The organism is Mesorhizobium sp. NZP2298, from assembly GCF_013170825.1.
Classification (GTDB): domain Bacteria; phylum Pseudomonadota; class Alphaproteobacteria; order Rhizobiales; family Rhizobiaceae; genus Mesorhizobium.
Genome location: NZ_CP033365.1, coordinates 4,270,756 through 4,295,498 on the forward strand (window position 1 = coordinate 4,270,756; position 24,743 = coordinate 4,295,498).

Here is a 24,743-nt window from a genome sequence, read left to right on the forward strand (position 1 = left end):
ACTTCCGATTTGTGCGCCTTTTTCGCAGGCGCCGAGTCTGAAACAAGCGCAATAGCGCCCTTCCGCCCCACTGTCGATTGCTTTGTGGCCTGATTTTGGTAGTGAGGGCCAGAGCCTGATATCGCCCGGAGAAGCAGACCATGACGCCAGGAATTCGCCCGCTCGTTGCCGGCAACTGGAAAATGAACGGCACCAGCGCCTCGCTGAACGAGATCAGGATGATCGGCAACGGGTTCATGAGCGGGCTCGACGCCGAGACCGAGGCGCTGGTCTGCGTTCCCGCGACGTTGCTTTCCCATGCCGCGGAGATTCTGTCACGCACGCCCGTCCATGCCGGCGGTGAAGACTGCCATGCCAAGGAAAGCGGCGCCTACACCGGCTGCATCTCGGCGGAGATGCTGAAGGACGCGGGCGCGAGCCATGTCATTGTCGGCCATTCCGAATGCCGAGAACAACGCGGTGAAGACGATGCGACGGTCCAGGCCAAGGCAACCGCCGCATGGCGCGCCGGATTGGTGGCCATCGTTTGCATCGGCGAGACGCAGCAACAGCGCGAAGCGGGCGCCACGCTTGACGTACTGTCGCGCCAGGTCGCCGGCTCGGTGCCGCCGAGTGCCACGCCATCCAACACCGTCATCGCCTATGAGCCGGTATGGGCGATCGGCACCGGCCTGACGCCGACCGCGGCCGATGTGGCCGAAGCGCATGCGCATATCCGCGAAAAGCTGTCGGAAAAGCTCGGCGCCGCTGCTGCGAGGATACGCATCCTGTATGGCGGCTCGGTCAAGCCGTCCAATGCGGTGGAGTTGCTGGGTGTCAGGAATGTCGACGGTGCCCTGGTCGGCGGCGCCAGCCTGAAGGCAGCTGATTTCCTGGGTATCGCGGAAGCCTACCGCAGCATTCCCGGCTGAGATTCATGATGCTGGACGGGGCTCATCCCGTCCAAATTCGTTGCAAAGGGCGCGTTGCTTCCCATATTCCGGCCACGGGCTTGGAAATGCCGTGAAAGCATTGTATTGAGCCGCCTCCAATTCACCGGTCGTGTCCGCGGCCGGGCAAGGTCTTGCCAGGATAAACTATGCAAACCGTACTGATCGTCATCCATCTCATGGTCGTGCTCGCCCTGGTCGGCGTAGTGCTGCTGCAACGCTCCGAAGGTGGCGGCCTTGGCATTGGTGGCGGATCGGGCTTCATGACGGCGCGTGGCGCCGCCAATGCGCTGACGCGGGCGACGGCGATCCTGGCGGCCGCTTTCTTCGTTACGTCGCTGACGTTGTCGATCATTGCCCGCTACGGCGAGAAGCCGATCGACATTCTCGACCGCGTTCCCGCGACTTCGGACGGCGCCGGCAAGGGCGTGCTCAATCAATTGCCCGGCACGACGACGCCGGCGCCCGCCGGCAACGCCACACCGACGCCGCCATCCGGCAATGACGCCGCGGCGACGCCTCCGGCAACTGCCCCGGCGACGGCGCCTGCTGCCGGCGCGACGCCGCCGGCAAGCAACGGCACCACCAACACCGCGCCGGCGACACCGCAAGTCCCGAACCAGTAAGCTCCACCTGGTCCCAGCCGCGACCTGTGATCGTTTGAACACAGTCGCGGCAAATGCTGCGCGATCACGAAGATTCGACGGGCAGCAGCGTGGTCTCGCGCTTGAGGCATACGCGCTTATTCGACTATAGATTGCACGCGGCATTTTCGGTGTCCTTGGGGGGCGCCGGGCGACGCCGTGGGCAACAAGCATTGAACGATCGGATCTTCGCCATGCAGCTTCGCAGCTTCATTTTCCTGGGACTTTGCGCCGCAATCGGCCTTAGTTCCCCGGCTTTCGCCGGTGTGCCGGCCAATTTGGCCGCCAACCAGTCGGTCAACAAAACCGACGCCATCAACGTCGCAGCCAAGAGCGATGCGGCGCAACTGAAGCTTCTCAAGAAGAAGAAAAACCCGACACCGGACGATCTCGCCCAGATCAAGAGGCTCGAGGCCAAGATCGTTGCCGACAAGGAAGAAGCCAAGGCCAAGGCGCTCGAAGCCAGGAAGCTGGCGATGCGTGAAGCCGCCAAGGCCAGGGCCGAAGCGGACAGGCAGGCGTTCCTGGCCAGCAAGGGCCAGAAAGCTCAGGCAACCGAAGTGGCTGACGCCAAGCCGGCCAAGAAGACCACCAAGGTCATCGAGCCGGTTGAACCGATCACGCCAATCCAGTCGGCCGAGCCGCTCCCGGCCGAGGCGATGAACGTCGCCTTGACCGGCAACAATGGCGAACTGCGCAGCGAGGTCATCGGCGGCCAGAAGCAGTCGAGTGGCGGTCTGTTCGCCGGCCTGTTTGGTGGGACCTCATCCGGCTCGTCGATCAGCTATCTGCCCGAGACGCGCGCGCTCGACCAGGCACTCGCCCAGAAGAACGCCAAGAAGCCGTTCAAGGTGAAGCCGGAATTCGTCCCGCAGGACGTGGAATTCACCGGCTACGATGCCGGCACCATCGTCATCGACACCAGTGCGCGCCGCCTCTATCTCGTCGAATCATCGACGACCGCGCGTCGCTACGCGATCGCGGTCGGCCGTGAGGGCCTGCAGTTCAAAGGCACGGTCGCCGTCGGCGACAAGCAGGAATGGCCGCGCTGGATCCCGACGCTCGACATGCAGAAGCGCGAACCGAAGCATTACGCCCAGTACAAGGACGGCATGCCCGGCGGTGGCCAGAACCCGCTCGGCGCGCGCGCCATCTATCTCTATGACGGCAAGAAGGACACGCATCTGCGTATCCACGGCACCATCGCGCCGCAGTCGATCGGAACCAGCGCCTCCAATGGCTGCTTCCGCATGATGAACGAGCACGTCATGGATCTCTACAGCCGCGTCAAGGTCGGCACCAAAGTCGTCATCATCTGACGTCTTTATCATCATGCCGAAAGGGCCGGCTCAGCCGGCCCTTTTGTTTTGCCCGTTCACGATCAAGCCTGTTCGGTCGTGAAACCGGATTCCACGTTTCGGGATCCTGGTCCAAGCGCCTTCTTGGGAAAAAGCCTTCGCGGTGGTTTTTTCTCTGGCGGAATCAATCCGGCCGCGTTAAGCGATGACTCCCATGGCGCGATATGTATTCATCACAGGCGGCGTGGTTTCCTCACTTGGAAAAGGCATTGCCGCAGCGGCCCTTGGGGCTCTCCTGCAGGCGCGAGGCTATCGCGCACGCATCAAAAAACTCGACCCTTACCTCAACGTCGATCCCGGCACGATGTCGCCGTACCAGCATGGCGAGGTGTTCGTCACCGATGACGGTGCCGAGACCGACCTCGATCTTGGCCACTACGAGCGCTTCACCGGCCGCTCGGCCAATCAGCAGGACAACATCACCACCGGCCGAATCTACAAGAACATCATCGAGCGTGAGCGGCGCGGCGACTATCTCGGCGCCACCGTCCAGGTCATCCCGCACGTCACCGACGAGATCAAGAATTTCGTCCTCAACGGCAATGACGACTATGATTTCGTGCTGTGCGAGATCGGCGGCACGGTCGGCGACATCGAGGCGATGCCGTTCCTCGAGGCGATCCGCCAACTCGGAAACGATCTGCCGCGCAACAATGCCGTCTATGTGCATCTGACCTTGATGCCATACATTCCGACGGCGGGTGAATTGAAAACCAAGCCGACCCAGCACTCGGTCAAAGAACTGCGCGGCATCGGCATCGCTCCCGACATCCTGCTGGTCCGTGCCGACCGCGCCATCCCCAAGGAAGAGCGCCGCAAACTGTCTCTGTTCTGCAATGTCCGGGAAAGCGCGGTCATTCAGGCGCTCGACGTGCCGCATATCTACGACGTGCCGATGGCCTACCACAAGGAAGGGCTTGATTCGGAAGTGCTGGCCGCCTTCGGCATCGACCCGGCGCCGAAGCCGCGCATGGAGCCCTGGCAGAAGGTCTCCGACCGCATCCACAATCCGGAAGGCGAGGTGACCATTGCCATCGTCGGCAAGTATACCGGCCTCAAGGACGCCTACAAATCGCTGATCGAGGCGCTGTCGCATGGCGGGCTCGCCAACCACGTCAAGGTCAAGCTCGACTGGATCGAATCGGAGATCTTCGAAAAGGAAGATCCGACGCCATGGCTGGAGAAGGTGCATGGCATCCTGGTTCCCGGCGGCTTTGGCGAACGTGGCTCCGAAGGCAAGATCCTGGCGGCGAAGTTCGCGCGCGAGCGCAAGGTGCCGTATTTCGGCATCTGCTTCGGCATGCAGATGGCTTGCATCGAGGCGGCGCGCTCGCTGGCGGGCGTCGAGCATGCGTCTTCGACCGAGTTCGGCCCCACCAACGAGCCGGTCGTCGGCCTGATGACCGAATGGCTGAAAGGCAACATGCTAGAGAAGCGCCGCGAGACCGGCGATCTCGGCGGGACCATGCGGCTTGGCGCCTATCAGGCCGATCTCGCCAAGGGATCCAAGATCGCCGATATCTATGGCGACACGCAGATTTCCGAGCGCCATCGCCACCGCTACGAGGTCAATATCGACTACAAGGAGCGGCTCGAGGATTGCGGCCTGGTGTTTGCCGGCATGTCGCCGGACGGCGTGCTGCCGGAAACGGTCGAATATCCCGACCATCCGTGGTTCATCGGCGTGCAGTACCACCCCGAGCTGAAGAGCCGGCCGCTCGATCCGCATCCGCTGTTCGCCAGCTTCATCGAGGCGGCGGTCGAGCAGAGCAGATTGGTGTAGGCACCCGATAGAGAGCGGGCCACCATCTCACGGAAACGGTGGACCGCTCTATCCCTTTGTTTCGGCGCAATTCCTGTGGGAAAACCGTTTCACACTTTTCCTGGAATTGCTCAGGCGAGGCCCACCTGATGCAGACCTATGTGGCGCTCCTCTACAGCATCATTCTTGGCGCGGGGCGGCGGGTCGTCATGTCGGACCTCAAGGCGATGGCGGAAAGCCTTGGCCTCAGGAACGTTCGCACTTTGGTGGCGACCGGCAACCTTGTCTTCGAGAGTGAAAAGACTGCCATCCCCGTCCTTGAAAGGCGGCTGGAGGCCGCTTTCGAAACGGCTTTTGGCCGCCACGTCGACATCATTGTCCGCAGCGCCGGAGATTGGCTGAAACTCGCGTCACGCAGTCCATTCCCCACCGAATCGACGGACGCCGGCGATCAGGTCGCGGTGCGCGTGATGCGCAAAGCCGTGGCCGAAGATGTCCTGCCAGGGCTTCAGGCGCATGCCGCCGAGGACGAGACGGTGCTCTTGGTCGGCGGCGACATATGGCTCGTCTTCTCGCGTGAAAGACCAAGCTCACGGTTGCTTGCGGCCGCCAATCACAAGCGCATGGGCGTAGGCACGTCACGCAACTGGAATACGGTGCGCAGATTGGCCGAGATGGTGGGCGGCAGGCAGTAGGGATTCCCTGACGCCTGCCGCCTACTCCCTCATTTTCAAGCCTTCGCCGTCCTGGCGCCCGCACCCACGGCGGCGGTGCGCAGCACGTAGTAGATGACGCCGGCGATGGAGACACCGAAGAACCAGCCGTAGACGCCCCACCAGGCCGGCAGCCAGTTGGTGAAGTTCGGCAGGATCGACGAGAAGACAGCACCAATGCCGGCGGCGATGAAGGCATTGACATGCCAGCCGCCCTGGAAACGGAACTCGCCATGCTCGCGATAAAGCGCCTCGACGTCGACCTCGCCTTTGCGGATCAGATAGTAGTCGACCATCATGACGCCGAAGATCGGTCCCATTGTCGCGCCGATGACGCCGACAAAATGCGCCGCGCCGCCTTCCCACGGGGCGAAGGGATAGAGCACCAGCGCGATCAGCGCCGCGATGTAGCCGCCCTTCTTGAAGTCGATCTGGCGCGGGAAGACGTTGGAGAAGTCGAAGGCCGGCGAGACGAAATTGGCGACGACGTTGATGCCGAGCGTCGCCACCGCGAAGGTCAGCGCGGCAAGGGCAGCCAGGAACCAGCTGTCGAACTTAGCCGAGATCTGGTCGGGATGCAGCAGCACTTCGTGATAGACATCATAGGCAGCAATGGTGGTGACGCCAGCGACCAGCGAGAACAGGATCAGGTTGACCGGCAGGCCCCAGATGTTGCCCTTGCGCAGCGAAGCCTTATCCGGCGCATAGCGGGCGAAGTCGCAGAAATTGAGATAAAGCGCCGAGAAATAGGTCACCCAGATCGCGGCAACCCCGAAGAGTGCCGTCCACGATCCGGGATCGCCGGGAATGCCGGCATCGGCGGTCTTTTCGCGCAGCACATCCATTGGAATATCGCTGGTGAAGGCGAAGGTCCCTGACTTGACGCAGAGATAGATGGCCAGGAGCAGCATCATCACCCAGACCGCGGGCCCAGCCCAATCCTGGAAGCGGCGTACCGTTTCCATGCCTCTCTGGATGATCAGCAGCTGCAGCGCCCAGATAATGACGAAGCAGATCACTTCCAGTGTGGAATGGCCGAGAAGATGCGACGTCTTGTTGAACTCGTCGAACCATTGCATGCGGGTCAACAAGGCCACGATCGCGCCGGATGCGGCCGCGGTTTGCGCGCCATACCAGAAGCAGGCGACGATGGCGCGCACCAGCGCCGGTATGTTGGCTCCCCAGACACCGAAGGAGGCGCGTGCAAGCACGGGGTAGGGCACGCCGGTTTTCACGCCGGCATAGCCGACCATGTTCATCAGCGCGTAGATGATCAGAGACCCGATGCCGATGGCTATGATGAAATTGACGAAGCCGCCGCAGAACAGAAACAGACTGGCGGCGAGATAATAGCCCCACAGGCTATGGACGTCCGACGTCCAGACGTTGAAGATCGAAAATGCTCCCCAGTTTCGAACTTTGGCTGGAGCGAGGTCCTCATTGTAAAGGTCAGGCGATGCGCCCTGTATCGTCATTGCAATATCCCCTTCTTGCAGCACGCGCCCTCACGCGTTGACCAAAGAGGTTACGCCTGACGCTGGGGAACCGACAAGCAACCGATTTGCCGGCTTTGGCCTTAAAGATATTCAATACGAACCGCGATTATCGACGGATCGCATTCGTGGGCCGTTGTTGAACAAGGTCGGCTCAGCGATTCGGATTTCGGCAACAACGGCTCCACCTAGGTGATGGCCATTACCCGCTTGTGGTCCTCGACTTCGGACAATAGCCAATCCTGAAACAGGCCGGTGCCTGGCTTGTTGCCGATGCTGCGACGCTGGTGCAGATAAATGCCGGCCGGGTAGGTGTGGCGGGCACGAAACGGGGCGACAAGTTTGCCTTGCTCAAGAAAATCCTGTGCCATCATCGTGTCGGCAAGCGCAATTCCGGCCCCATTGATCGCCTCGCGCATGATCAGCGTGCAATCATCCAGCGTCGTGCTGGATTTCGGCGTCGTATCCGAAACACCTTCCTGCTCCAGCCACCGCCTCCATCTCATGGTCTCGCATTCATGGATCAGATGGTGATTGACCAGATCAGCGGGCGATCGCAGCGGCACAGGCCCTTCGAGCAGTGAGGGCGCGCAGACAGGCGTCAGAACCAGCGGGATCAGCAGCGTCAGGGCGGGGCCGGCCTTGTAGACGAACTCGTCGACAATGGCCAAATCGAAGTTGGCGCGCTTGCCTGATGTCGAGATCTCCAGTTCCACCGTCGGATGCAGCCGGCGAAAGTTCGGCAAACGGTCCGCCAGCCAAAGGTTCAGAACGGCCGGCACGCATAACACCCGGACACGTTGGGTCCTGCCGTGGCTCGGGCCATCGGCGAGGCTGACATCGTCGGTGGCGCGCCAGATGGCTTCGAACGCCTCGGAAAGGCTGCGCGCATAGTAAGAGCCCCTGATGGTCGGCGTTATCTGGCGAAAGCCGCGCTCGAACAGATCCTGGCCGAGATTTCTTTCAAGCGCGCGGATGTGGCGGCTTATGGCCGAGGGCGTCAGGTGCAGTTCTTCGGCCGCATCCTTGATGCTGCCGAGACGTGCGGCGGCCTCGAAAGCGCGCATGCCATTGAGTGATGGTAAGGCCATGGGCCGATCATGAATTGTCAGTTGAGTTTTTGTCAATCGACTTGAGCAAAATTGGCGTTTGATCGCCTGGCCTGTTCGGGGATACCCAAGGACAAGAGCGACTAAGTCGCCGTCCAAAAACAACTATTTGGGGCCTCCGGCACCATTCCACCAGTGGCGGAGACCGGCCTGATCGGTTCCATCGCCGGCTGCGGAAGCATTGCGCATCAGCAAATGGGAGAACAACTGCATATGCCTCAATCGCCGGTGCCGGTATTCGAAACGGTGGACGAGATTTCCCCAGAGGCCTCTGTCGTCGTGATCTTGCAAACTGCCCAAACAGGCTTTGGCCCCCAGGCAGCGGCGCTGGATGCTGAAATGGGCGGGATTCTGTCCCGCGCCTGCTCCGACCCGGCCGCACTGGCCGAATCCGGCACCTGCATCGATCTCATCGCCCCTCAGGCCGTATCGGCCCGGCGCGTAGTCGTCCTGGCCCTGGGCAAAGCTGAAGCCGTGAGCGCCCTGTCCTTGGCGCGGGCCGGCGGTTTGCTTGCCGCGCATCTGGAAGGCAAGGGCGAATGCGCCGCCACGCTTGTCCTCGACCCTATTGCCGGTGCCGGCTTGCCCGGAGCCGAGATCTTGGCGCGCGTCGCGCTTGGCATGCGGCTGCGGCGCTATCGTTTCGACATGCGCAACCGGCGCCAGGGGGCGGGAGCGGATCGAACCCTGCGGGTGCAACTGGTCGGAGCAAGTAGCGCGGAGCTGACCCCGGCGCTGGCCCGGGTCAATGCAATCGCCGATGGCGTCGAATACGCGCGCACGCTGGTCAACCTGCCGCCGAACCATCTCCACCCCGACAATTTCCACGATCATTTGGAGCCGCTGCGCGAGGCCGGCATCGACATCGAAATGCTCGATGCCGCGCAACTGAAAGAGCTCGGCATGAACGCGCTGCTGGCGGTCGGCTCCGGCTCGGCGCGGCCGCCACGGGTGGCTGTGCTGCGCTATCGCGGCAAGGGTGCTCCCTCCCAGCCGCTGGCGTTCGTCGGCAAAGGCGTCTGTTTCGATTCCGGAGGTCTCTGCATCAAGCGCGGCGAGCAGATGTTCGACATGAAGGCCGATATGGGCGGGGCGGCGGCGGTGGTCGGCCTTCTGATCGCGCTCGCCCGGCAAGGCAGCCCGGTACACGCCATTGGCGTTCTCGGTATTGCCGAGAACATGCCGTCCGGCACCGCTCTCAAACCGCGCGACATCATCACGACGGCCTCGGGACAGACCGTCGAAGTGTTCGATACGGACGCCGAAGGGCGTCTGCTCCTGGCCGATTGCCTCCACTACGCGGCAACACGCTTCAATCCGTCGGTGATCGTCGATCTGGCGACGCTGACCTATTCGGTGACGCGTGGCCTGGGATCGATATTCGCCGGCCTGTTCAGCACCGACGATGCAATCGCCTCGCAGATGATCGCGGCCGGTGAAACCGTCGGCGAGCGGTTCTGGCGGCTGCCGCTCGACCGTGCCTATGACGAGGGGCTGCAATCGCCATTCGCCGACCTCCGCCACCATGCCAAGGACATGGAGGATGGCGACGCTCCCTATGCAGCTGCTTTCCTGCGCCATTTCACGGAAGACCGCCCGTGGGTGCATCTCGACATCGCCAGCAAGGAATTGACCGACACCGATCGGCCCTTGGGCAGGCAAGGTGCCACCGCCTTCGGCGTACAGATGCTGGAAGAGTGGGTGCAGGCCAGCCGCGGGGTTAACTAGGCGCCTGCCGTCAGGGACAGCAAAGAGATGCGTTCGAGCGTGATGGGGAACCGGGATGTCGTCTGAGATCATTGGCAGGGAAGGGCGGGCCACCTTCCGCGGCTATGAGACCTGGTATCGGATCTCTGGCGACATCGACGCCGCCAAGGCCCCGCTGGTGATCCTGCATGGTGGGCCAGGCGCTGCCCACAACTATGTCGATGCCTACAAGCTTCTTGCCCGAAGAGATCGCGCCGTCATCCACTACGACCAGTTGGGCTGCGGCAATTCCACATTGCTGCCCGAGAAAGGCGCCGACTTCTGGACACCTCTGCTTTTCATCGACGAGCTTGAAAACCTGGTCGACCGTCTTGGCATTCGCACGGGCTTCCATGTGCTTGGCCAGAGCTGGGGTGGCATGCTGGGTGCCGAATATGCGGTCACGCGGCCGAAAGGCCTGAAGTCGCTGACCATCGCCAATTCGCCGGCTTCGATGAAGCTGTGGGTCGAAGAGGCCAACCGGTTGCGCGCCGACCTGCCCGAGGACGTGCAGGAGACACTGACCCGCCACGAGCAGGCCGGCACGACGGACGATCCGGCCTACCAGGCAGCGACGATGGTTTTCTACGAGCGGCATGTCTGCCGGGTCGTGCCGTTCCCGCCAGAGGTGACGGAGACCTTCGCCCAGGTTGTGCGCAATCCCACCGTCTATAATTTGATGAATGGGCCGAACGAGTTCCACGTCATCGGAACCCTGAAGAATTGGAGCATCATCGACCGCCTGCCGGCCATCGATGTTCCCACGCTGATCATCTCCGGACGTCACGACGAGGCCACGCCCGCGACCGTGCAGCCCTTCAAGGACGGCATCAAAGGATCGCGCTGGGAGATATTCGAGCACTCCAGCCACATGCCGCATGTCGAAGAACAGGATGCGTGCATGCGGGCGGTGGGAGACTTCCTGGACCACAACGACAACTGAGAAAAGGGGAATCAAGACATGAAGAAACTGCTTCTGGCGGCATCAGCCGCGGCATTGCTGGCCGGCGCGTGGCTTTCTCCGGCACAGGCCGAATATCTCAAGGAGCACCGAGGCGGCACCATCCGCCTTCTGGCCCGCTCCGCGGCGGGTACACTCGATCCGCATATCAACTACACCGACCAGGGCTGGCAGATGTACCAGCCGATCTATGACGGGCTCGTGGCCTTCCGCAAGGCCGAGGGCATGGACGGCTTCACCATCGTTCCCGACCTGGCAGAGGCGCTGCCCGAGGTTACCAATGACGGCAAGACCTTCACCTTCAAATTGCGCAAAGGCATCAAGTTCTCCAGCGGCCAGGATCTTGGCGTGAAGGATGTCGTCGCCTCATTCCAGCGCATCTTCAAGGTTTCAGGGCCGACCTCCGGCACGTTCTATGCCGGCATCGTCGGCGCCGACAAATGCCTGGCCGACACCAAGGGCTGCACGCTGGAAGGCGGCGTTGTCGGCGATGAAGCGGCGGGCACCATCACCGTCAACCTCACCAAGCCTGACGCCGAAATCCTCTACAAGCTGGCCTTGCCGCATGCCGTGATCCTGCCGGCGGATACGCCAGCCGAAGACATGGGCTCCAAGCCCATCCCCAGCACCGGTCCGTACATGATCTCCGCCTTCGACCCCAACAAAGGAATGACGGTTTCGCGCAATCCCAATTTCAAGCAGTGGAGCGAGGAAGCACAGCCGGACGGCTATCCGGACGTTGTCCAATATGATTTCGGCCTGTCCGAGGAAGCGGCCGTCACCGCGATCCAGAACGGCGAAGCGGACTGGATGTTCGACGCATTGCCGAGCGACCGCCTGGGCGAACTTGGCAGCAAGTCCATGGACCAGTTGCACATCTCGCCGCTTTCGGCCTGGTGGTACGCCCCGTTGAACAACCGCCTCGCTCCATTCGACAATGAAAAGGCGCGCCAGGCTGTTGCCTATGCGATCGACCGCAACACACTGGTCAAGCTGTTCGGCGGCAAGGTGCTGGCATCGCCGGTCTGCCAGGTTCTGCCGCCGGACTTCCCCGGCCACGAAGACTATTGCCCCTTCACCAAGGACCCCGGCACCAAATGGTCGGCGCCTGATCTCGACAAGGCTAAGCAGCTCGTCGAGGAATCGGGAACCAAGGGCCAGAAGGTGACCATCATCGTCGAGGATACCGCCATTTCGCGGTCGATCGGCGTCTACCTGCAGAGTGTGCTGACGACCATCGGCTATGTGGCCGACGTCAAGCCGATCTCGTCCAATATCCAGTTCACCTACATCCAGAACACCAACAACAAAGTGCAGATGTCCGTCACCCAATGGTACAAGGACTACCCGGCGGCTTCGGACTTCCTGAACATCCTGTTCAGCTGCGCTTCCTTCCGTGAGGGTTCGGATGCTTCGATCAACATCGCCGGCTTCTGCGACAAGGACATCGATGCCAAGATGCAAAAGGCGCTGGACCTTGGCGTGACCGACCAGAAAGCCGCCGACAAATTGTGGGCCGAAATCGACAAGCAAGTCACGGACAAGGCACCGGCCGTCGGCCTCTTCACGCCGAAGCGGCTTGACTTCGTCAGCAAACGGGTTGGCAATTTCAAGTTCAACCGGCAGTTCAACTGGATGATCACCCAGTCCTGGGTGCAGTAACGACCTTTGGAGGGACACGTCCGTGTCGAACCAAGCTGTCGCCATGCCGCGCAAGACGCGAGGGCCCTGGGCCGTCGCGTTTGCGAAGCTGGCAAGGGACAGGGCCGCGATGGCGTCCCTGGCCGTGTTCCTCCTCATCGTCCTTGCCTGCCTCAGTGCACCTCTCTATGCGCAATGGGCAGGCGTGGACCCCTTCGCCTCGACGCTCGACGCCGTCATCCAGATCGACGGCACCGACGTCCCGGTGATGGAACAATCGACCGAGGGGCTCGGGCTCGGCTACACGCCGATCGGTCCGACCTGGCGGCTCGGCAATTATTTCCTCGGCGCCGACAGTCAGGGGCGCGATGTCATGGCCCGGATGCTTTATGGCGGGCTGAGCTCGCTGCTGATCTCCGGGGCGGCCACCATCTTCACGCTGATCATCGGCACGGCGGCGGGACTGATCGCCGGCTATTTCGGTGGCGTCACCGACACGGTGCTGTCGCGCTTGCTGGATGTCCTGTGGGCGTTTCCGATCTACCTGCTGGCGATTTCGCTTTCCATCGTCACCATCGCGCAGGGGATCAGGATCGGGCCGATAGATATCGAGTCCGGCAGCCTTTGGTTGCCGGTTATCATCATCGGCATCGTCTACGTGCCCTATGTGGCTCGACCGATACGAGGGCAGGTCCTGTCGCTGCGCCACAGCGAGTTCGTGCTCGCCGCGATCAATCTGGGCGTGCCGGGATGGCGCATCCTGTGGCGCGATATCCTGCCCAACATCACCACCACGCTGATCGTTTTCGTGCCGCTGATGATGGCGCTGAACATGCTGACGGAATCGGCACTCTCCTTCCTGTCGATCGGCGTGCAGCCGCCGGCGGCGAGCTGGGGCACCATCATCCAGGACGGACAGGCGCTGCTTTACACCAGGCCGCTGGTGGCACTGGTTCCGGGCCTGGCGATCGCGGTTTCGGTCATGGCGCTCAATGTCTTCGGCGACGGGCTGCGCGACGCGCTCGACCCGCGCTCCAAGGTTCGGCTGGGGCGCGACTGATGATTTACGCCATCCTGCGCCGGTTCGGTCAGATGCTGTTCGTCATGTTCGGCATCTCGGTCATCGTCTTCCTGATCTTTTTCGCGACGCCGGGCGCCGACCCGGCCGCGCGCATCGCCGGCCGCAATGCGTCGCCCGAAGTGCTGGAGGCGGTGCGCCATAGCTTCGGCTTCGACCGGCCGCTCTACGTGCAATATGTGAAGATGATGGAGAAGATCTTCGTCACTGGCGACCTGACCTCTTTCGTCAACCGTGGCTGGAAGGTGGTGCCGGCAGTCATGGATTCCATTCCCGTCACGCTCTCGCTGGTGTTCGGGGCTGCGATCCTGTGGGTGGTTGTCTCCATCATCATCGGCATCGTTGCCGCCGCCACGCGCGACAGCTGGCTGGACAAGCTTCTGATGGCGCTGGGGCTGCTCGGCATTTCCATGCCGGTCTACTGGCTGGGCGAGGTGATGAACCTGATCACCCAGAGCCGCTACCATGACAGTTGGGCGTTCTCCTGGGTGCCGCCGCTCGGCTACAAGAATTTCTCCGACGATCCGAAGGGCTGGTTCCTGACGCTGATCATTCCATGGATCACGCTGGCCATCCTCTACATCGGCATCTATGGGCGGGTGCTGCGTGCGGCCATCATCGAATCCCTGCAGGAAGATTATATCCGCACGGCCCGGGCCAAGGGGCTGTCGGAGACCCGCATCCTGCTGCGCCATGCCTTGCGCACGTCGCTCATTGCCTTCGTCACCTTGTTCGGCCTCGACTTCGGCGCACTGGTGGGAGGCTCGGCGCTGCTGACCGAGGTGGTGTTCGGGCTGCACGGCATCGGCAAGCTCACCTATGACGCACTGCAAAACCTCGATCTGCCGATGATCATGGCAACGGTAATGTATGCTTCCATGTTCGTGGTGATCGCCAACGCGGTCGTCGATTTCGTCTACATCCTTCTCGATCCGCGCCTGAGGACATCATGATACTGTCGGTGCGCGACCTCAAAGTGTCCTTCCGCACCAATGACGGTCTGGTGCGGGCCATCGACGGCGTTTCCTTCGACCTCGAGGAAAGCGAGATCCTCGGTGTCGTCGGCGAGTCCGGTTCCGGCAAGACGGTGTCGCTGCTGGCCGTGATGGGCCTCATCACCGACCCCAATGCCAGCATCGAAGGCTCGATCCGCTACAAGGGCCGCGAGTTGGTGGGGCTGCCCGCGCGCGAACTGAGACGGCTGCGCGGCAATGAGATCGCGATGATCTTCCAGGATCCGATGACGGCGCTGACGCCTGTCTACACGATCGGCTGGCAGATCGCCGAACAGATCCGCGCGCATCGCACCATCAGCAAGGCCAAGGCGATGGAGCGCGTGGAAGAACTGCTGGCCGAGGTGAATTTTCCCAACCCGCACGAGGCGATGTCGCGCTACCCGCACCAGCTTTCGGGCGGCATGCGGCAGCGGGCGGTGATCGCAATGGCTTTGTCCTGCAATCCGGCACTGCTGGTGGCGGACGAGCCGACCACGGCGCTCGACGTCACGGTGCAGGCCGGCATTCTCGACCTGGTGCGCAAGCTGCGCGCAACACACAAATCAGCGGTCGTCTTCATCACCCACGACATGGGCGTGGTCTCCGAACTCGCCGACCGGGTGATGGTCATGTATGCGGGCCGCGTGGTTGAACGCGGCAGTCGGATGGAGCTGTTTTCCGACCCGCGACACCCCTATACGCGGGCGCTGCTCGGTTCGATCCCGCCGCTGACCGGCGACAAGCCGCGCCGCCTGCCGGCCATTCCTGGCTCGCCGCCATCGCTGCTGCGATTGCCGCAAGGCTGTGCGTTCGGCCCGCGTTGTCCGGTGCATTACGAGCCCTGCGTGACCGGCAAGCCCGACCTTGGGGCCGGTACCCACGCCGCGGCATGCTTTCGGGTGGCACAGGCATGAGCGGACCTATGACCGACAAAGAGCGCCCGATTCTCGAGACGCGTTCGCTGGGAAAGCGTTTCTCGATCGGCACCCGCTTTTCCGCCGAAGGCAGGCGAACCGTGCATGCGGTCGACAATGTTTCGCTGAGCGTGCGGCGTGGCGAGACGGTCGGGTTGGTCGGCGAGTCCGGGTGCGGCAAGTCGACTCTGGCGCGTTGCCTGGTGAGGCTCTACGACATATCTGACGGCGAGCTTCTGTTTGAAGGCGACGACATCACCTCGAAGTCGCTTTCCGAACTGAGGCCGCTGCGGCGGCGCCTGCAAATGGTCTTCCAGGATCCGTCTGCCTCGCTCAATCCGCGCCGGCGTGTCGGCGATTTGGTGGCCGAGCCGCTGCGCATCCATGGCAAGCTTTCGTCACGCGAGATCACCGCGCGCGTCGCCGAACTGTTCGACCTCGTCGGGTTGCTGCCGGATCATGTCATGCGGTATCCGCACGAATTCTCCGGCGGGCAGCGCCAGCGCGTCGGCATCGCGCGCGCCATCGCGTTGAACCCCGATCTTGTCGTGCTGGACGAGCCGGTTTCCGCGCTCGACGTGTCGGTGCAGGCGCAGATCGTCAACCTGCTCGCCGACCTGCAGGAGAAGCTCAACCTCACCTACATCTTCATCGCCCACGATCTCTCGGTGGTGCGCCAGGTGTCGACCCGCATTGCCGTCATGTATCTCGGCTCGATCGTCGAGGAAGGGCCGGCGGAGGAGGTGTTTGCGGCCCCGGCCCACCCTTACAGCCAGGCGCTGATCTCGGCGGTGCCCGTGGTTGAGACGACGCCGAGCGGGACGCGCAAGCGCATCATCCTTACCGGCGATGTGCCAAGCCCGCTCAAGCCGCCATCCGGCTGCCGTTTCCACCCTCGATGCCCGATCGCGGTCGAGCGCTGCCGCACGGAGCGGCCGGAGCTGAGGGAGTATCGGCCCGGCCGGAAAGTTGCCTGCCACTTTCCGACGGTGTAGCCGAGCGGTCATCGTCGCATCGGCGATCGCATTCGGCCAAAATATTTTTGAAGATTCCGTTTTTTGCGTGGAACCGACGGTCAGGCGGCGCGTTTCAATCGGTTCGATCGGGCGCATCGCTATCGACCGGGAGGAAACAATGGACTACCTGCATTTCTTTTCGCCCGTGCGGATTTCGCGCGGGCAGGGACACCCTGTAGAAGAAGTGGATAGTGTCGCCGAGGCGATGGTTTTCTTGCGTAAATGGCCGACGGGACGACGTGGACCTGTGTATCAGTGCGCGCTGAATTGCTGCTCGGCCGCCCTGTCGGGACAAATGTCGGCTGAAGAGGCGAGGAAGGCATTCACGGGCTTTGCCCGGATCACGCGCCTTCTGGACGATGACATGGCGTTGCCCGTCGCCGGCGAAACCATGGCAGGCGTATACGCGCTGCGGCGATAGACGCGTCGGGCTGCTGGATGCTGAACGTTGTGGACCGCGTCCATAACGACAGTTTATTTGTCTGCCCAAGCGACGGAATAACGGTCGATCACCCAAAGCCACGAACCGTCGCTTTGCCGCCGTGCGACTTCGCTGGTTATATCGCCATCGGGAAGACGGGTGGAGGTGAGTGCCAGGTCGCCGCAAATGAGTGCAGGCCGCTGTTCCCCCACGGCAAACTTCCGTCCTGACGCGAGGATCTCGGCATAGTAGCCGCGAATGGCTTCGCGGCCGCGCAGAAAACGTCCGCCGCCGCAGTCGATCACCGCATCGGGTTCGAACAAAGCGGTCATGCCATCGACATCTCCGGCATGCTGCCGCGAAATCAGCAGCGGCTCGAGATCCTGCGGATCGTAGACTGGCTTTCTTACGACTGAATCGCCCATGCTGGCTTCGCTTCTGCTTCACCGGATCCTACTGTGGAATGCTCCTTCGTATTCGTGACAGCTCACGGAATGTTCTGGATCAGGCAGGCAGAGTGATGCCGGAAAGCTCGGCGCAGATTTCAAGCAGACGATCCTGAAGCGCCTTGTCGTCGGCCTGGCGGTTGGCGGCCAGCGGACGCAGATGATAGAAATAGCGGCCGGTTGCTTTGGCTTGCGGGTCGTTGTCGGCAGCGAGCCAGGCCTGAGTCAGATGCGCCTGCTTCATATCGTCGGACGCCCCGGGGCCACCCATTTTTGTGGGCACCCAGCCTGGCTCAAGCTTGGCGCCTTGTCGCCGCCCGTAAGCTCTTTGGCGATCCCAGAAGCGGTGGTTTGTTCACCGGCCCATTTTCGATCATTCACAGCATTCATGGGGCGACTTAGCTCCCATTACCACTGGTGATGGGGAAGACAACAAGGATTATAGCGCCGCCCATCGACCCCATGGAATCCTCTCACGGAAGTGCGGCGCAACGAGCGCATGGCCGCTGGCGGCGCCGGTCTCATGCTCGGCGCCATGCCGGTGTTCGCCCAGTCAGCGGGCAAGCTCGTGTTCATGGAGCCGTATGACATGGCTCTGGAGGACATCCACGCCAACTGGCCCTATCCCGAACTGCCGTTTTTCAGTTCACTGGCATGCGTCGACGTTCATCCGCCATGCGCCCCACGATCATCTCCGCAATCGGGATCGCCGACGTGGCGGCGGGTGAGGGGGCGTTGCAGACGTGCAGCATGCGGTCCGTTTGTGCGAACAGGAAATCGTGGATGAGGGCGCCGTCCTTGCGCACGGCTTGCGCGCGGATGCCTGCTTCGTGCGGGAGCAGGTCGGCGAGGTCGAGGCTCGGGCAGTATTTCCGGCACTCCTCCAGATAGCCTGGCTTCCAGAGCGAGTTGCGGAGTTCCGTCAACGCCGATCCGCGGTTGGCGAACACGGTCTTCCAGAAGCCGGGAAACAGCGCGTAGTCGGCCGTGTCCGAAACATTGAATGAAAGCCGTGGATAGCCCTCGCGGGCAAAACCGATCACGGCATTCGGCCCGACCGTGACGCTGCCGTTGATCATCCGCGTCAGGTGCACGCCGAGGAAGGGCAAGGCGGGATCCGGGACGGGATAGATCAGATGGCGGACGATGTCGTTCTTCGATGCGGGCAGGCGATAGTATTCGCCGCGGAAGGGAACGATGCGATGCTCGATTGAAAGCCCAGCGAGCACGGCCAGCCGGTCCGATTGGAGACCGCCGCAGACCACCAGTTTCTTCGCCTGCCAGTTCTCGCCGGTCGACGCGATGTCGACGGAATCCCTGGCTTCGCGAATGCCGGTGACGCGCGCCGACAGGCGGATCTCGCCGCCGAGAGCCTTGATGCGCCGGCCCATGGCCTGGCAGACGTCGGCATAGCTGACGATGCCGGTCGAGGGCACGAAAAGCGCGCCAAGACCGCGGATGTTCGGTTCCCGCTCCTTCAATTCACCCTCGCTGAGGCGATGGACTTCGATCGTGTTCTGCTTCGAGCGTTCGTGGAGCGCCTCCATGCGCTGCACTTCGAGTGAGGAGGTGGCGACGAGTAGTTTGCCGCAGACATCGAAGCGGATGCCGTGCTCCTGACAGAAGGCCTTGGTGGCATCGGCACCCTTGCGGCAGAGCTCGGCCTTCAGGCTGCCCGGCGGGTAGTAGATACCGGCATGGATGACGCCACTGTTGTGGCCGGTCTGATGCCTGCCGAGAGCTTCCTCCTTCTCCAGCAGGATCAGGCTGCAGCCGGGATATGTCTCAAGCAGCCGCATGGCCGTCGCCAGGCCGACGATGCCGCCGCCGATGACGCAATAGTCGAAAATCATATGTCTCGCCCTTGTTTGCCTGCTTATGCGTGTGCAGTCTGACGGTCGCCGTAGCCGAAATAGGCTTCTTCCAGCGCATGTCCATCGGCAAGTTCGCTTGCCGAACCCTCCAGCGCGACATGGCCGTTGCGCAGCACGTAGATGCGGGAAGCGAGGTCGAGAATACGGGCGGTGGACTGTTCGACGACGAGCAGGGTCAGCCCGCTGGCGTTAAGCTGGCGGAGGCTTTCGTAGACCTGGTCGATCACCAGCGGCGCAAGGCCGAGCGACGGTTCATCGATCATCATCAGTGACGGGCGCTGCAGGATGGCGCGGGCAATGGCAAGCTGCTGCTGCTCGCCGCCGGAAAGGTGGCCGGCAACGCCGCGGTAGCGGCTTTTGAGAATCGGAAACGCTTCCAGAACCCGTTCCAGATCGGCGGCCGCTTCGGCCTTGTCCTTGCGGATCATGCCGCCGAGCAGCAGGTTTTCCTGCACCGTCAGTGTCCGGAAGATGCTGCGGCCTTCCGGCACCAGTGCCAAACCTTTCCGGCACAGCTTTTCCGGCGACTGGCCGGCGATCGGCTCGCCATTGAAGACAAGCGTGCCCCCAGTCGGCGCCATGAGCCCGGAAATTGACTTCAGGAGCGTGGATTTGCCGGCGCCGTTGGGGCCGACGACGAAAATGACCTCCCCCTTTCTGACTTCAAGATCGACCGATTTCAGGGCAGCAAGCCGGCCATAGCCGGCGGTGAGGCCGCGGATTTCAAGCATGTCATTCCCCTTTGACGGTCTGTGGCGCGATCAAACCAGAATGGCCCGCCATTTTTTTGCCATTGACAAAAAAAATCTAACTCGCATTCTGTCTTCTGTCCACAGAGGACTATGTGCAAATAATTAAGGCGGTGCATTGGTCATCGCCAAGGGGAACGACGATGAAATCTGTTGCTGTGGCCGCTTCGGCCGCAATCGCCTTTCTATTGCCTATGGCCGGCGTGCGCGCCGAAGAGCCGATCAAGATCGGGTTCGCCATCGCGGAATCCGGCTGGCTTTCGAACTACGACAGCGCGCCTTTCAAAGCGGCGGTCATGAAGATCGAGGAGATCAACAAGGCTGGCGGGCTGCTGGGACGTCAGATCGAATATTCTGTCATGGACACCAAGACGGACCAGGCTCGCGCTGCAACTGTCGGCGCGCAGCTCGTCGATGGCGGCGTCGACATGCTGGTCGTCTCCTGTGACTACGATTTTGGCGCCCCGTCGGCGCTCGCCGCCAAGCAGGCTGGCAAGATCGCCTTCAGCCTGTGCGCCGCCGATCCGAAGATGGGCGTCCAAGGCGTCGGCCCACTCACCTTCACGGCCAACAGCGCGGCGCAGTCGGAAGGCATCGCGATTGCCGAATATGCCCAGAAGAAGATGAACCTGAAGTCAGTCTACGTGCTCGAAGACCTGACGATCGAATACAACAAGTCGGCCTGCGCCGGGTTCCGGGCGGCCTGGGTCGCGGGTGGCGGCGAGGAAACGATCCTCGGCAACGACACCTTCAAGAACGACGACCCGTCGATCGCCTCGCAGATCACCCGCCTCAAGGGGCTTGCAAAACAGCCGGACGCGGTCTTCGTCTGCTCGTTCACGCCGGGTGGCGCTTCCGCCGTGCGCCAGCTGCGCGCCGCCGGCATCGACCAGCCGATCCTCGCCAACACTGCGATGGTCGACAATTATTGGCTCAACGCCGTACCGGGCCTGAAGGATTTTTACCTGCCCGCCTTCATGTCGCTTTACGGCGATGACCCGCGGCCGGAGATGAACAAGTTCCTTGAAAGCCACAAGGCGCGTTACGGCGAGCCGCCGGTCTCCTCCTACTCGGTTCTGGGCTACAGCCTCATCGAGCAGTGGGCGTACGCAGTCGAGCAAGCGAAGACGACTGAATCCGAAGCCGTGGTCGGCGTCATGAACTCCTTCAAGGACCAGCCGTTCACGGCCGGCCCGACCTCGTTTACCGATCAGCTGCATATCCAGGTCGACCGCCCCTGGCTGATCATGAAGGTCGAGAACGGCTCCTTCCATGCCGTCGAGGTCTACCGGAACTCGTTCAAGCCGGACATGAAGCTCCTGTTCCGCGTCGGTCAGTAACCGACTGCGATCCGCCGGCCGCATGGTGGTGCGGCTGGCAGAACCAAATCTCCTGGAAAATTCACAGCCGAGCTTACGGATAGGTCTCGCCCGATATGTCACGCCCATCGAAAAGATCGGGATCGAAAGAACGGCTGGAAGCCCGCGGTGTTGCCGTCGCCTTTGGCGGCATCCGGGCGCTCAACGGGGTCGACCTCGAACTCAGCCGCGGCGAAGTCCTCGGCCTCATCGGCCCGAACGGCGCCGGCAAGACGACGATGGTCAATGTGCTGAGCGGCTTCCAGCGGCCGACGAGCGGCAGCATCCGCCTCGATGGCATCGACGTGTCGCGGCTGACTGCCCGCAAGATCGCCCAGGCCGGCATCGGCCGAAGCTTTCAGGCGGCCCGGCTGTTCCGGACAATGACGGTGGAGCAGAACCTCTCCGTTGCGGCGATCGGCGGCGGGCTGTCTCGTCGGGAGGCCCGGGAGCGGGCGCTCGACATCCTCGACTGGATGGGCCTCGCGGAGAAGGCCGATCACCGTTGCGACAGTCTTTCCTATGGCGACGAGCGGCGCGTCGGCATTGCCCGGGCACTCGCCTTGCAGCCGTCCTTCGCGCTGCTCGACGAGCCGGCTTCCGGCATGAACGACGCTGAGTGCGAGGCGCTGATGGAAGTCATCGCCGAGCTGCCGGCCCGCTTCGGCTGCGGCGTGCTGCTGATCGAACACAACATGAAGGTGATCATGGGGGTGTGCCAGCGCATCCATGTGCTCGATGGCGGGCAGAGCCTCGCCGAAGGCTCGCCGCAGGATATCCGGATGAACCCCGCCGTTCGCCGCGCCTATCTGGGCGAAAAAGCGGCCGACAGCACACTCGCGATCTAGGACCGGACGCCATGGCCAACATCGTTCAAGTTCTCGTCGATGCCATCGCGCTGGGCAGCCTGTATGCCCTTGTCGCGTTGGCGATCGGCCTCGTCTTCGGCGTCATGCGGCTCGTCAATTTCGCGCAGGCCGACTATATCACCATCGGCGCCTATGCGCTGGTCGTGCCCACGGCGAGCGTCACGCCGCCGTTGCTGCTCGGTGCGCTTCCCGCCGCCCTCATGATCGGCGGCGTGCTTTTCGTGGTTGTCGTGCTGGCGCTGCTGACGGAGCGCGTCGCCTTCCGACCGCTGCGCAATTCCAACCCGTCGACGCTGCTCATCTCGTCCTTCGCCGTCAGCTATTTCCTGCAGAACCTCGTCATGCTCATCCATACCGGCCGGCCTAAATCGGTCGGGATCGGGCAGGGTCTCGCAAACGCGGTGGAAATCGGTAGCGTGCGCGTTCCGGGCGTGCAGCTCCTGACCATGGGCGTCACCGCCGGCCTGCTCGTCGCGCTGGTTCTCTTCCTCAAGAAGACACCGCTCGGCATCCAGATGCGGGCAGCGGCGGAGAACTTCCAGATGGCCCGGCTGCTCGGTATGCCGGCGAACCGGGTGATCGCGCTCGCCTTTGCCATTTCGGGCCTGCTCAGCGGTGTGGTCTCCCTGCTGCTCACGATCCAGACGGGCACGCTCGACCTGCGCATGGGCCTGATGCCCGTCGTCTACGGCTTCTTCGCTACCGTCATCGGCGGCATGGGCTCGCTGCCGGGGGCAGCACTCGGCGGGTTCCTCGTGGGTGTCGCCAGTGTGCTCCTGCAAACCTACCTGCCGGCCGATCTGCGCCCCTTCCGCGATGCCGGTGTGTTCACGCTCGTCATCCTGATCCTCCTCGTCCGCCCGCAAGGCCTGATCGTCACCAGCGCCGCTAAGGAACGTGTGTAATGAAGAGCAAGACCATGCCATCCCTTGCCGCGATCGGCCGCTTCTGGTTTCCGGTGCTGGCGCTTGTCGTGCCGCTCGCGCTCATCGTCGTGGTCACCGGCCACTTCGGCGGTCTCTCCCTGCAGCGCACCGTCATCGAAATGCTGATCAGCATCGTGATCGTCGTCGGGCTTTACGTCTTCGTCGGGAATTCCGGCATTATTTCCTTCGGCCATGCCACCTTCATGGCGATCGCAGCCTATGCCTCGGCCTGGCAGACCTGCTGCGAGATGCTGAAGCCGATCACCATGTCTGGCCTGCCGCATTTCCTGCGCGACCAGAGCATCCCGCTGCTGCCTTCCGCCGTCGTCTCGGTGCTGCTCGCCGGCGCCGCCGCTTTCCTCACCGGCCTCGTCATCATGCGGCTCACGGGCCTTGCTGCGTCGATCTCCACGCTTGCCGTGCTCTTCATCCTGAACGTGGTCTATTCCAACTGGGACAGCGTCACCATGGGCTCTGCCTCGATCGTCGGCCTGCCGACCTATGTGACGGCCTGGCTTGCGCTCATCTGCGCCGTTCTCGCGATCGTCATCGCCTATCTCTACCAGATTTCCGCCTTCGGCCTTGCTATCCGGGCGACGCGGGAAGACGAGGTCGCGGCCGCCGCGTCGGGCATCTCGCTCTACTGGTCGCGGCTCATCGCCTTCACGCTCTCGGGCTTTCTGGTCGGCCTCGGCGGCGTGTTGCAGGCGCATTACCTCGGCACCGTGTCGATCAACAATTTCTTCCTGAGCTTCACCTTCCTCGCGCTCGCCATGCTCATCGTCGGCGGCATGGGCAGCCTTGCCGGCGCGGTGGTCGGCGTCGTCGTCATCACGGTGATGATCGATATCTTCCGTCGCCTCGAAAGCGGGATCTCGATCGGCGGCGAGCAGTGGTCGCTGCCGGCGGGAACGCAGGAGCTTATCATCGCGGGCTTTATGCTGTTGATACTGGTCTTCCGCAAAGACGGGATCATGGCAGGGCGAGAAATAGGCTTGCCGCAGCAGCTACAGCGCGAGAAGGGGCTCATCAATGGCTAACAATCTCTTCAATACAGACGAGCCAATCGGCATCATCGACCACCGGATGCTGTCCGACCAGGTCTCGACGTTACTCGTGCGCGAACTGATCTTCGGCCGGCTCCAGCCCGGCCAGCGTATCAACGAAGCGGAACTGGCCCGCCAGCTCGGGATCAGCCGCAATCCCATCCGCGAGGCGATACGCCGGTTGGAGGAGCGTGGCCTGCTCGTCGCGGTTCCCCGCAAGGGCACCTTCGTTCGCACTTTCCTGCACAGCGATATCGATGAGATCTTCTCCTTCCGCGTGGTCGTCGAGCGTTTCGCGATGGAACAGGCGCTGCCGCAGATGACGGATGCCGACATCGACCGCATCGCCGGTTTCGTCGATGCCATGGTCGCGGCCGCCAATGCCAATGACGAGATCGCGCTTGTCGAGAACGACCTCGCCTTCCACCTCGAGATCTGCCGGCTGTCGAAGAACCGCCAGACGCTGCACGCCTTCACCAACATCCAGGCGGAAGTACAGATGCTGATCACGATGGCGGAACGCCAGTTCGAGAGCCAGATGGCGGCGGCCGTCGATCACTGGCCGGTCGTCGAGGCGCTTCGCACCCGCAATCCCCAAAAGGCGATGGACGCCATCCGCGATCATATCCGCGATTCCTGGCGTCACCTGCTTGAAGCTTACGACCGGGAAAAACCCCGCTCGTCCTGATCCTATC

General features: G+C 62.6%; 24 protein-coding genes. 18 read left to right on the plus strand and 6 right to left on the minus strand.

Annotated elements, in window-relative coordinates:
• Positions 1–140: 140 nt before the first annotated feature.
• From tpiA to EB231_RS20680, 5 genes are all read left to right on the plus strand, one after another.
• Positions 141–911: a triose-phosphate isomerase gene (gene tpiA, locus EB231_RS20660; protein WP_172350488.1), complete on the plus strand. Its 771-nt coding sequence runs from the start codon at positions 141–143 to the stop codon at positions 909–911.
• Positions 912–1,078: 167 nt separating this feature from the next.
• Positions 1,079–1,555 (plus strand): preprotein translocase subunit SecG, encoded by a 477-nt coding sequence (secG, locus tag EB231_RS20665; protein WP_172350489.1) that lies wholly within the window; start codon positions 1,079–1,081, stop codon positions 1,553–1,555.
• Between the two features lie 212 nt (positions 1,556–1,767).
• Complete coding sequence (locus tag EB231_RS20670; protein WP_172350490.1) at positions 1,768–2,892, plus strand: L,D-transpeptidase; 1,125 nt, start codon at positions 1,768–1,770, stop codon at positions 2,890–2,892.
• 184 nt (positions 2,893–3,076) lie between these two features.
• Complete coding sequence (locus EB231_RS20675; protein ID WP_281411398.1) at positions 3,077–4,714, plus strand: CTP synthase; 1,638 nt, start codon at positions 3,077–3,079, stop codon at positions 4,712–4,714.
• Between the two features lie 128 nt (positions 4,715–4,842).
• Positions 4,843–5,388, plus strand: coding sequence for a DUF1697 domain-containing protein (locus EB231_RS20680; RefSeq protein ID WP_172350492.1), 546 nt, complete (start codon positions 4,843–4,845; stop codon positions 5,386–5,388).
• Between the two features lie 35 nt (positions 5,389–5,423).
• On the opposite strand, the gene EB231_RS20685 is transcribed toward EB231_RS20680, so the two are convergent.
• Both EB231_RS20685 and EB231_RS20690 read right to left on the minus strand, forming a co-directional pair.
• On the minus strand, positions 5,424–6,881 hold the full coding sequence (locus tag EB231_RS20685) for an NCS1 family nucleobase:cation symporter-1 (protein ID WP_172350493.1): 1,458 nt from the start codon (positions 6,879–6,881) through the stop codon (positions 5,424–5,426).
• Between the two features lie 206 nt (positions 6,882–7,087).
• Positions 7,088–7,990: a LysR substrate-binding domain-containing protein gene (locus EB231_RS20690; RefSeq protein ID WP_172352973.1), complete on the minus strand. Its 903-nt coding sequence runs from the start codon at positions 7,988–7,990 to the stop codon at positions 7,088–7,090.
• Positions 7,991–8,221: 231 nt separating this feature from the next.
• Here EB231_RS20690 and EB231_RS20695 point away from each other — a divergent pair, with 231 nt between their 5' ends.
• The 8 genes from EB231_RS20695 to EB231_RS20730 all read left to right on the plus strand — a co-directional run bounded on the left by EB231_RS20695 (position 8,222) and on the right by EB231_RS20730 (position 16,780).
• Positions 8,222–9,736 carry a leucyl aminopeptidase gene (locus tag EB231_RS20695; RefSeq protein WP_172350494.1) on the plus strand — a complete coding sequence of 505 codons (1,515 nt, stop codon included), beginning with the start codon at positions 8,222–8,224 and terminating at the stop codon, positions 9,734–9,736.
• A 55-nt stretch (positions 9,737–9,791) separates the two neighbouring features.
• Positions 9,792–10,697, plus strand: a complete 906-nt coding sequence (locus EB231_RS20700) for a proline iminopeptidase-family hydrolase (protein WP_172350495.1) — start codon at positions 9,792–9,794, stop codon at positions 10,695–10,697.
• A gap of 18 nt (positions 10,698–10,715) precedes the next feature.
• On the plus strand, positions 10,716–12,377 hold the full coding sequence (locus EB231_RS20705; protein WP_172350496.1) for an ABC transporter substrate-binding protein: 1,662 nt from the start codon (positions 10,716–10,718) through the stop codon (positions 12,375–12,377).
• Between the two features lie 22 nt (positions 12,378–12,399).
• A complete protein-coding gene (locus EB231_RS20710) occupies positions 12,400–13,416 on the plus strand; it encodes an ABC transporter permease (protein WP_172350497.1) in 1,017 nt (338 codons plus the stop codon).
• A complete protein-coding gene (locus EB231_RS20715) occupies positions 13,416–14,387 on the plus strand; it encodes an ABC transporter permease (RefSeq protein WP_140773624.1) in 972 nt (323 codons plus the stop codon). Before EB231_RS20710 ends, EB231_RS20715 begins: the two co-directional genes overlap by 1 nt.
• Positions 14,384–15,343, plus strand: coding sequence for an ABC transporter ATP-binding protein (locus EB231_RS20720; protein WP_172350498.1), 960 nt, complete (start codon positions 14,384–14,386; stop codon positions 15,341–15,343). Before EB231_RS20715 ends, EB231_RS20720 begins: the two co-directional genes overlap by 4 nt.
• Before the next feature lie 8 nt (positions 15,344–15,351).
• On the plus strand, positions 15,352–16,338 hold the full coding sequence (locus tag EB231_RS20725; RefSeq protein WP_172350499.1) for an ABC transporter ATP-binding protein: 987 nt from the start codon (positions 15,352–15,354) through the stop codon (positions 16,336–16,338).
• A 139-nt stretch (positions 16,339–16,477) separates the two neighbouring features.
• Entirely contained in the window at positions 16,478–16,780 is a 303-nt protein-coding gene (locus EB231_RS20730; RefSeq protein ID WP_027051844.1) for a DUF982 domain-containing protein, read from the plus strand.
• Between the two features lie 53 nt (positions 16,781–16,833).
• On the opposite strand, the gene EB231_RS20735 is transcribed toward EB231_RS20730, so the two are convergent.
• From EB231_RS20735 to EB231_RS20750, 4 genes are all read right to left on the minus strand, one after another.
• On the minus strand, positions 16,834–17,205 hold the full coding sequence (locus EB231_RS20735; protein WP_172350500.1) for a YybH family protein: 372 nt from the start codon (positions 17,203–17,205) through the stop codon (positions 16,834–16,836).
• Positions 17,206–17,284: 79 nt separating this feature from the next.
• Positions 17,285–17,497 (minus strand): hypothetical protein, encoded by a 213-nt coding sequence (locus EB231_RS20740; RefSeq protein ID WP_206681849.1) that lies wholly within the window; start codon positions 17,495–17,497, stop codon positions 17,285–17,287.
• 370 nt (positions 17,498–17,867) lie between these two features.
• Complete coding sequence (gene lhgO / locus EB231_RS20745) at positions 17,868–19,076, minus strand: L-2-hydroxyglutarate oxidase (protein WP_246741028.1); 1,209 nt, start codon at positions 19,074–19,076, stop codon at positions 17,868–17,870.
• A 26-nt stretch (positions 19,077–19,102) separates the two neighbouring features.
• Positions 19,103–19,831: an ABC transporter ATP-binding protein gene (locus tag EB231_RS20750; RefSeq protein ID WP_172350502.1), complete on the minus strand. Its 729-nt coding sequence runs from the start codon at positions 19,829–19,831 to the stop codon at positions 19,103–19,105.
• A 161-nt stretch (positions 19,832–19,992) separates the two neighbouring features.
• Between EB231_RS20750 and EB231_RS20755 the strand changes: the two genes are divergently transcribed.
• The 5 genes from EB231_RS20755 to EB231_RS20775 all read left to right on the plus strand — a co-directional run bounded on the left by EB231_RS20755 (position 19,993) and on the right by EB231_RS20775 (position 24,736).
• The gene (locus EB231_RS20755) at positions 19,993–21,189 is read left to right on the plus strand and encodes an ABC transporter substrate-binding protein (protein WP_172350503.1); all 1,197 of its coding nucleotides are present in this window, start codon (positions 19,993–19,995) and stop codon (positions 21,187–21,189) included.
• A gap of 95 nt (positions 21,190–21,284) precedes the next feature.
• On the plus strand, positions 21,285–22,055 hold the full coding sequence (locus EB231_RS20760) for an ABC transporter ATP-binding protein (RefSeq protein WP_172350504.1): 771 nt from the start codon (positions 21,285–21,287) through the stop codon (positions 22,053–22,055).
• Between the two features lie 11 nt (positions 22,056–22,066).
• Positions 22,067–22,981, plus strand: coding sequence for a branched-chain amino acid ABC transporter permease (locus EB231_RS20765; RefSeq protein WP_172350505.1), 915 nt, complete (start codon positions 22,067–22,069; stop codon positions 22,979–22,981).
• Positions 22,981–24,042 carry a branched-chain amino acid ABC transporter permease gene (locus tag EB231_RS20770; RefSeq protein ID WP_246740690.1) on the plus strand — a complete coding sequence of 354 codons (1,062 nt, stop codon included), beginning with the start codon at positions 22,981–22,983 and terminating at the stop codon, positions 24,040–24,042. The genes EB231_RS20765 and EB231_RS20770 overlap by 1 nt, the downstream gene beginning before the upstream one ends.
• Positions 24,035–24,736: a GntR family transcriptional regulator gene (locus EB231_RS20775; protein WP_172350506.1), complete on the plus strand. Its 702-nt coding sequence runs from the start codon at positions 24,035–24,037 to the stop codon at positions 24,734–24,736. Before EB231_RS20770 ends, EB231_RS20775 begins: the two co-directional genes overlap by 8 nt.
• The last annotated feature ends 7 nt before the right edge of the window (positions 24,737–24,743 follow it).

Excerpts from the sequence above, each read along its gene's own strand:
- tpiA (WP_172350488.1), top strand. The coding sequence starts at position 141 with ATGACGCCAGGAATTCGCCCGCTCGTTGCCGGCAACTGGAAAATGAAC.
- secG (WP_172350489.1), top strand. The coding sequence starts at position 1,079 with ATGCAAACCGTACTGATCGTCATCCATCTCATGGTCGTGCTCGCCCTG.
- EB231_RS20670 (WP_172350490.1), top strand. The coding sequence starts at position 1,768 with ATGCAGCTTCGCAGCTTCATTTTCCTGGGACTTTGCGCCGCAATCGGC.
- EB231_RS20675 (WP_281411398.1), top strand. The coding sequence starts at position 3,077 with ATGACTCCCATGGCGCGATATGTATTCATCACAGGCGGCGTGGTTTCC.
- EB231_RS20680 (WP_172350492.1), top strand. The coding sequence starts at position 4,843 with ATGCAGACCTATGTGGCGCTCCTCTACAGCATCATTCTTGGCGCGGGG.
- EB231_RS20685 (WP_172350493.1), bottom strand. The coding sequence starts at position 6,881 with ATGACGATACAGGGCGCATCGCCTGACCTTTACAATGAGGACCTCGCT.
- EB231_RS20690 (WP_172352973.1), bottom strand. The coding sequence starts at position 7,990 with ATGGCCTTACCATCACTCAATGGCATGCGCGCTTTCGAGGCCGCCGCA.
- EB231_RS20695 (WP_172350494.1), top strand. The coding sequence starts at position 8,222 with ATGCCTCAATCGCCGGTGCCGGTATTCGAAACGGTGGACGAGATTTCC.
- EB231_RS20700 (WP_172350495.1), top strand. The coding sequence starts at position 9,792 with ATGTCGTCTGAGATCATTGGCAGGGAAGGGCGGGCCACCTTCCGCGGC.
- EB231_RS20705 (WP_172350496.1), top strand. The coding sequence starts at position 10,716 with ATGAAGAAACTGCTTCTGGCGGCATCAGCCGCGGCATTGCTGGCCGGC.
- EB231_RS20715 (WP_140773624.1), top strand. The coding sequence starts at position 13,416 with ATGATTTACGCCATCCTGCGCCGGTTCGGTCAGATGCTGTTCGTCATG.
- EB231_RS20720 (WP_172350498.1), top strand. The coding sequence starts at position 14,384 with ATGATACTGTCGGTGCGCGACCTCAAAGTGTCCTTCCGCACCAATGAC.
- EB231_RS20725 (WP_172350499.1), top strand. The coding sequence starts at position 15,352 with ATGACCGACAAAGAGCGCCCGATTCTCGAGACGCGTTCGCTGGGAAAG.
- EB231_RS20730 (WP_027051844.1), top strand. The coding sequence starts at position 16,478 with ATGGACTACCTGCATTTCTTTTCGCCCGTGCGGATTTCGCGCGGGCAG.
- EB231_RS20735 (WP_172350500.1), bottom strand. The coding sequence starts at position 17,205 with ATGGGCGATTCAGTCGTAAGAAAGCCAGTCTACGATCCGCAGGATCTC.
- EB231_RS20740 (WP_206681849.1), bottom strand. The coding sequence starts at position 17,497 with ATGGGTGGCCCCGGGGCGTCCGACGATATGAAGCAGGCGCATCTGACT.
- EB231_RS20750 (WP_172350502.1), bottom strand. The coding sequence starts at position 19,831 with ATGCTTGAAATCCGCGGCCTCACCGCCGGCTATGGCCGGCTTGCTGCC.
- EB231_RS20755 (WP_172350503.1), top strand. The coding sequence starts at position 19,993 with ATGAAATCTGTTGCTGTGGCCGCTTCGGCCGCAATCGCCTTTCTATTG.
- EB231_RS20760 (WP_172350504.1), top strand. The coding sequence starts at position 21,285 with ATGTCACGCCCATCGAAAAGATCGGGATCGAAAGAACGGCTGGAAGCC.
- EB231_RS20765 (WP_172350505.1), top strand. The coding sequence starts at position 22,067 with ATGGCCAACATCGTTCAAGTTCTCGTCGATGCCATCGCGCTGGGCAGC.
- EB231_RS20770 (WP_246740690.1), top strand. The coding sequence starts at position 22,981 with ATGAAGAGCAAGACCATGCCATCCCTTGCCGCGATCGGCCGCTTCTGG.
- EB231_RS20775 (WP_172350506.1), top strand. The coding sequence starts at position 24,035 with ATGGCTAACAATCTCTTCAATACAGACGAGCCAATCGGCATCATCGAC.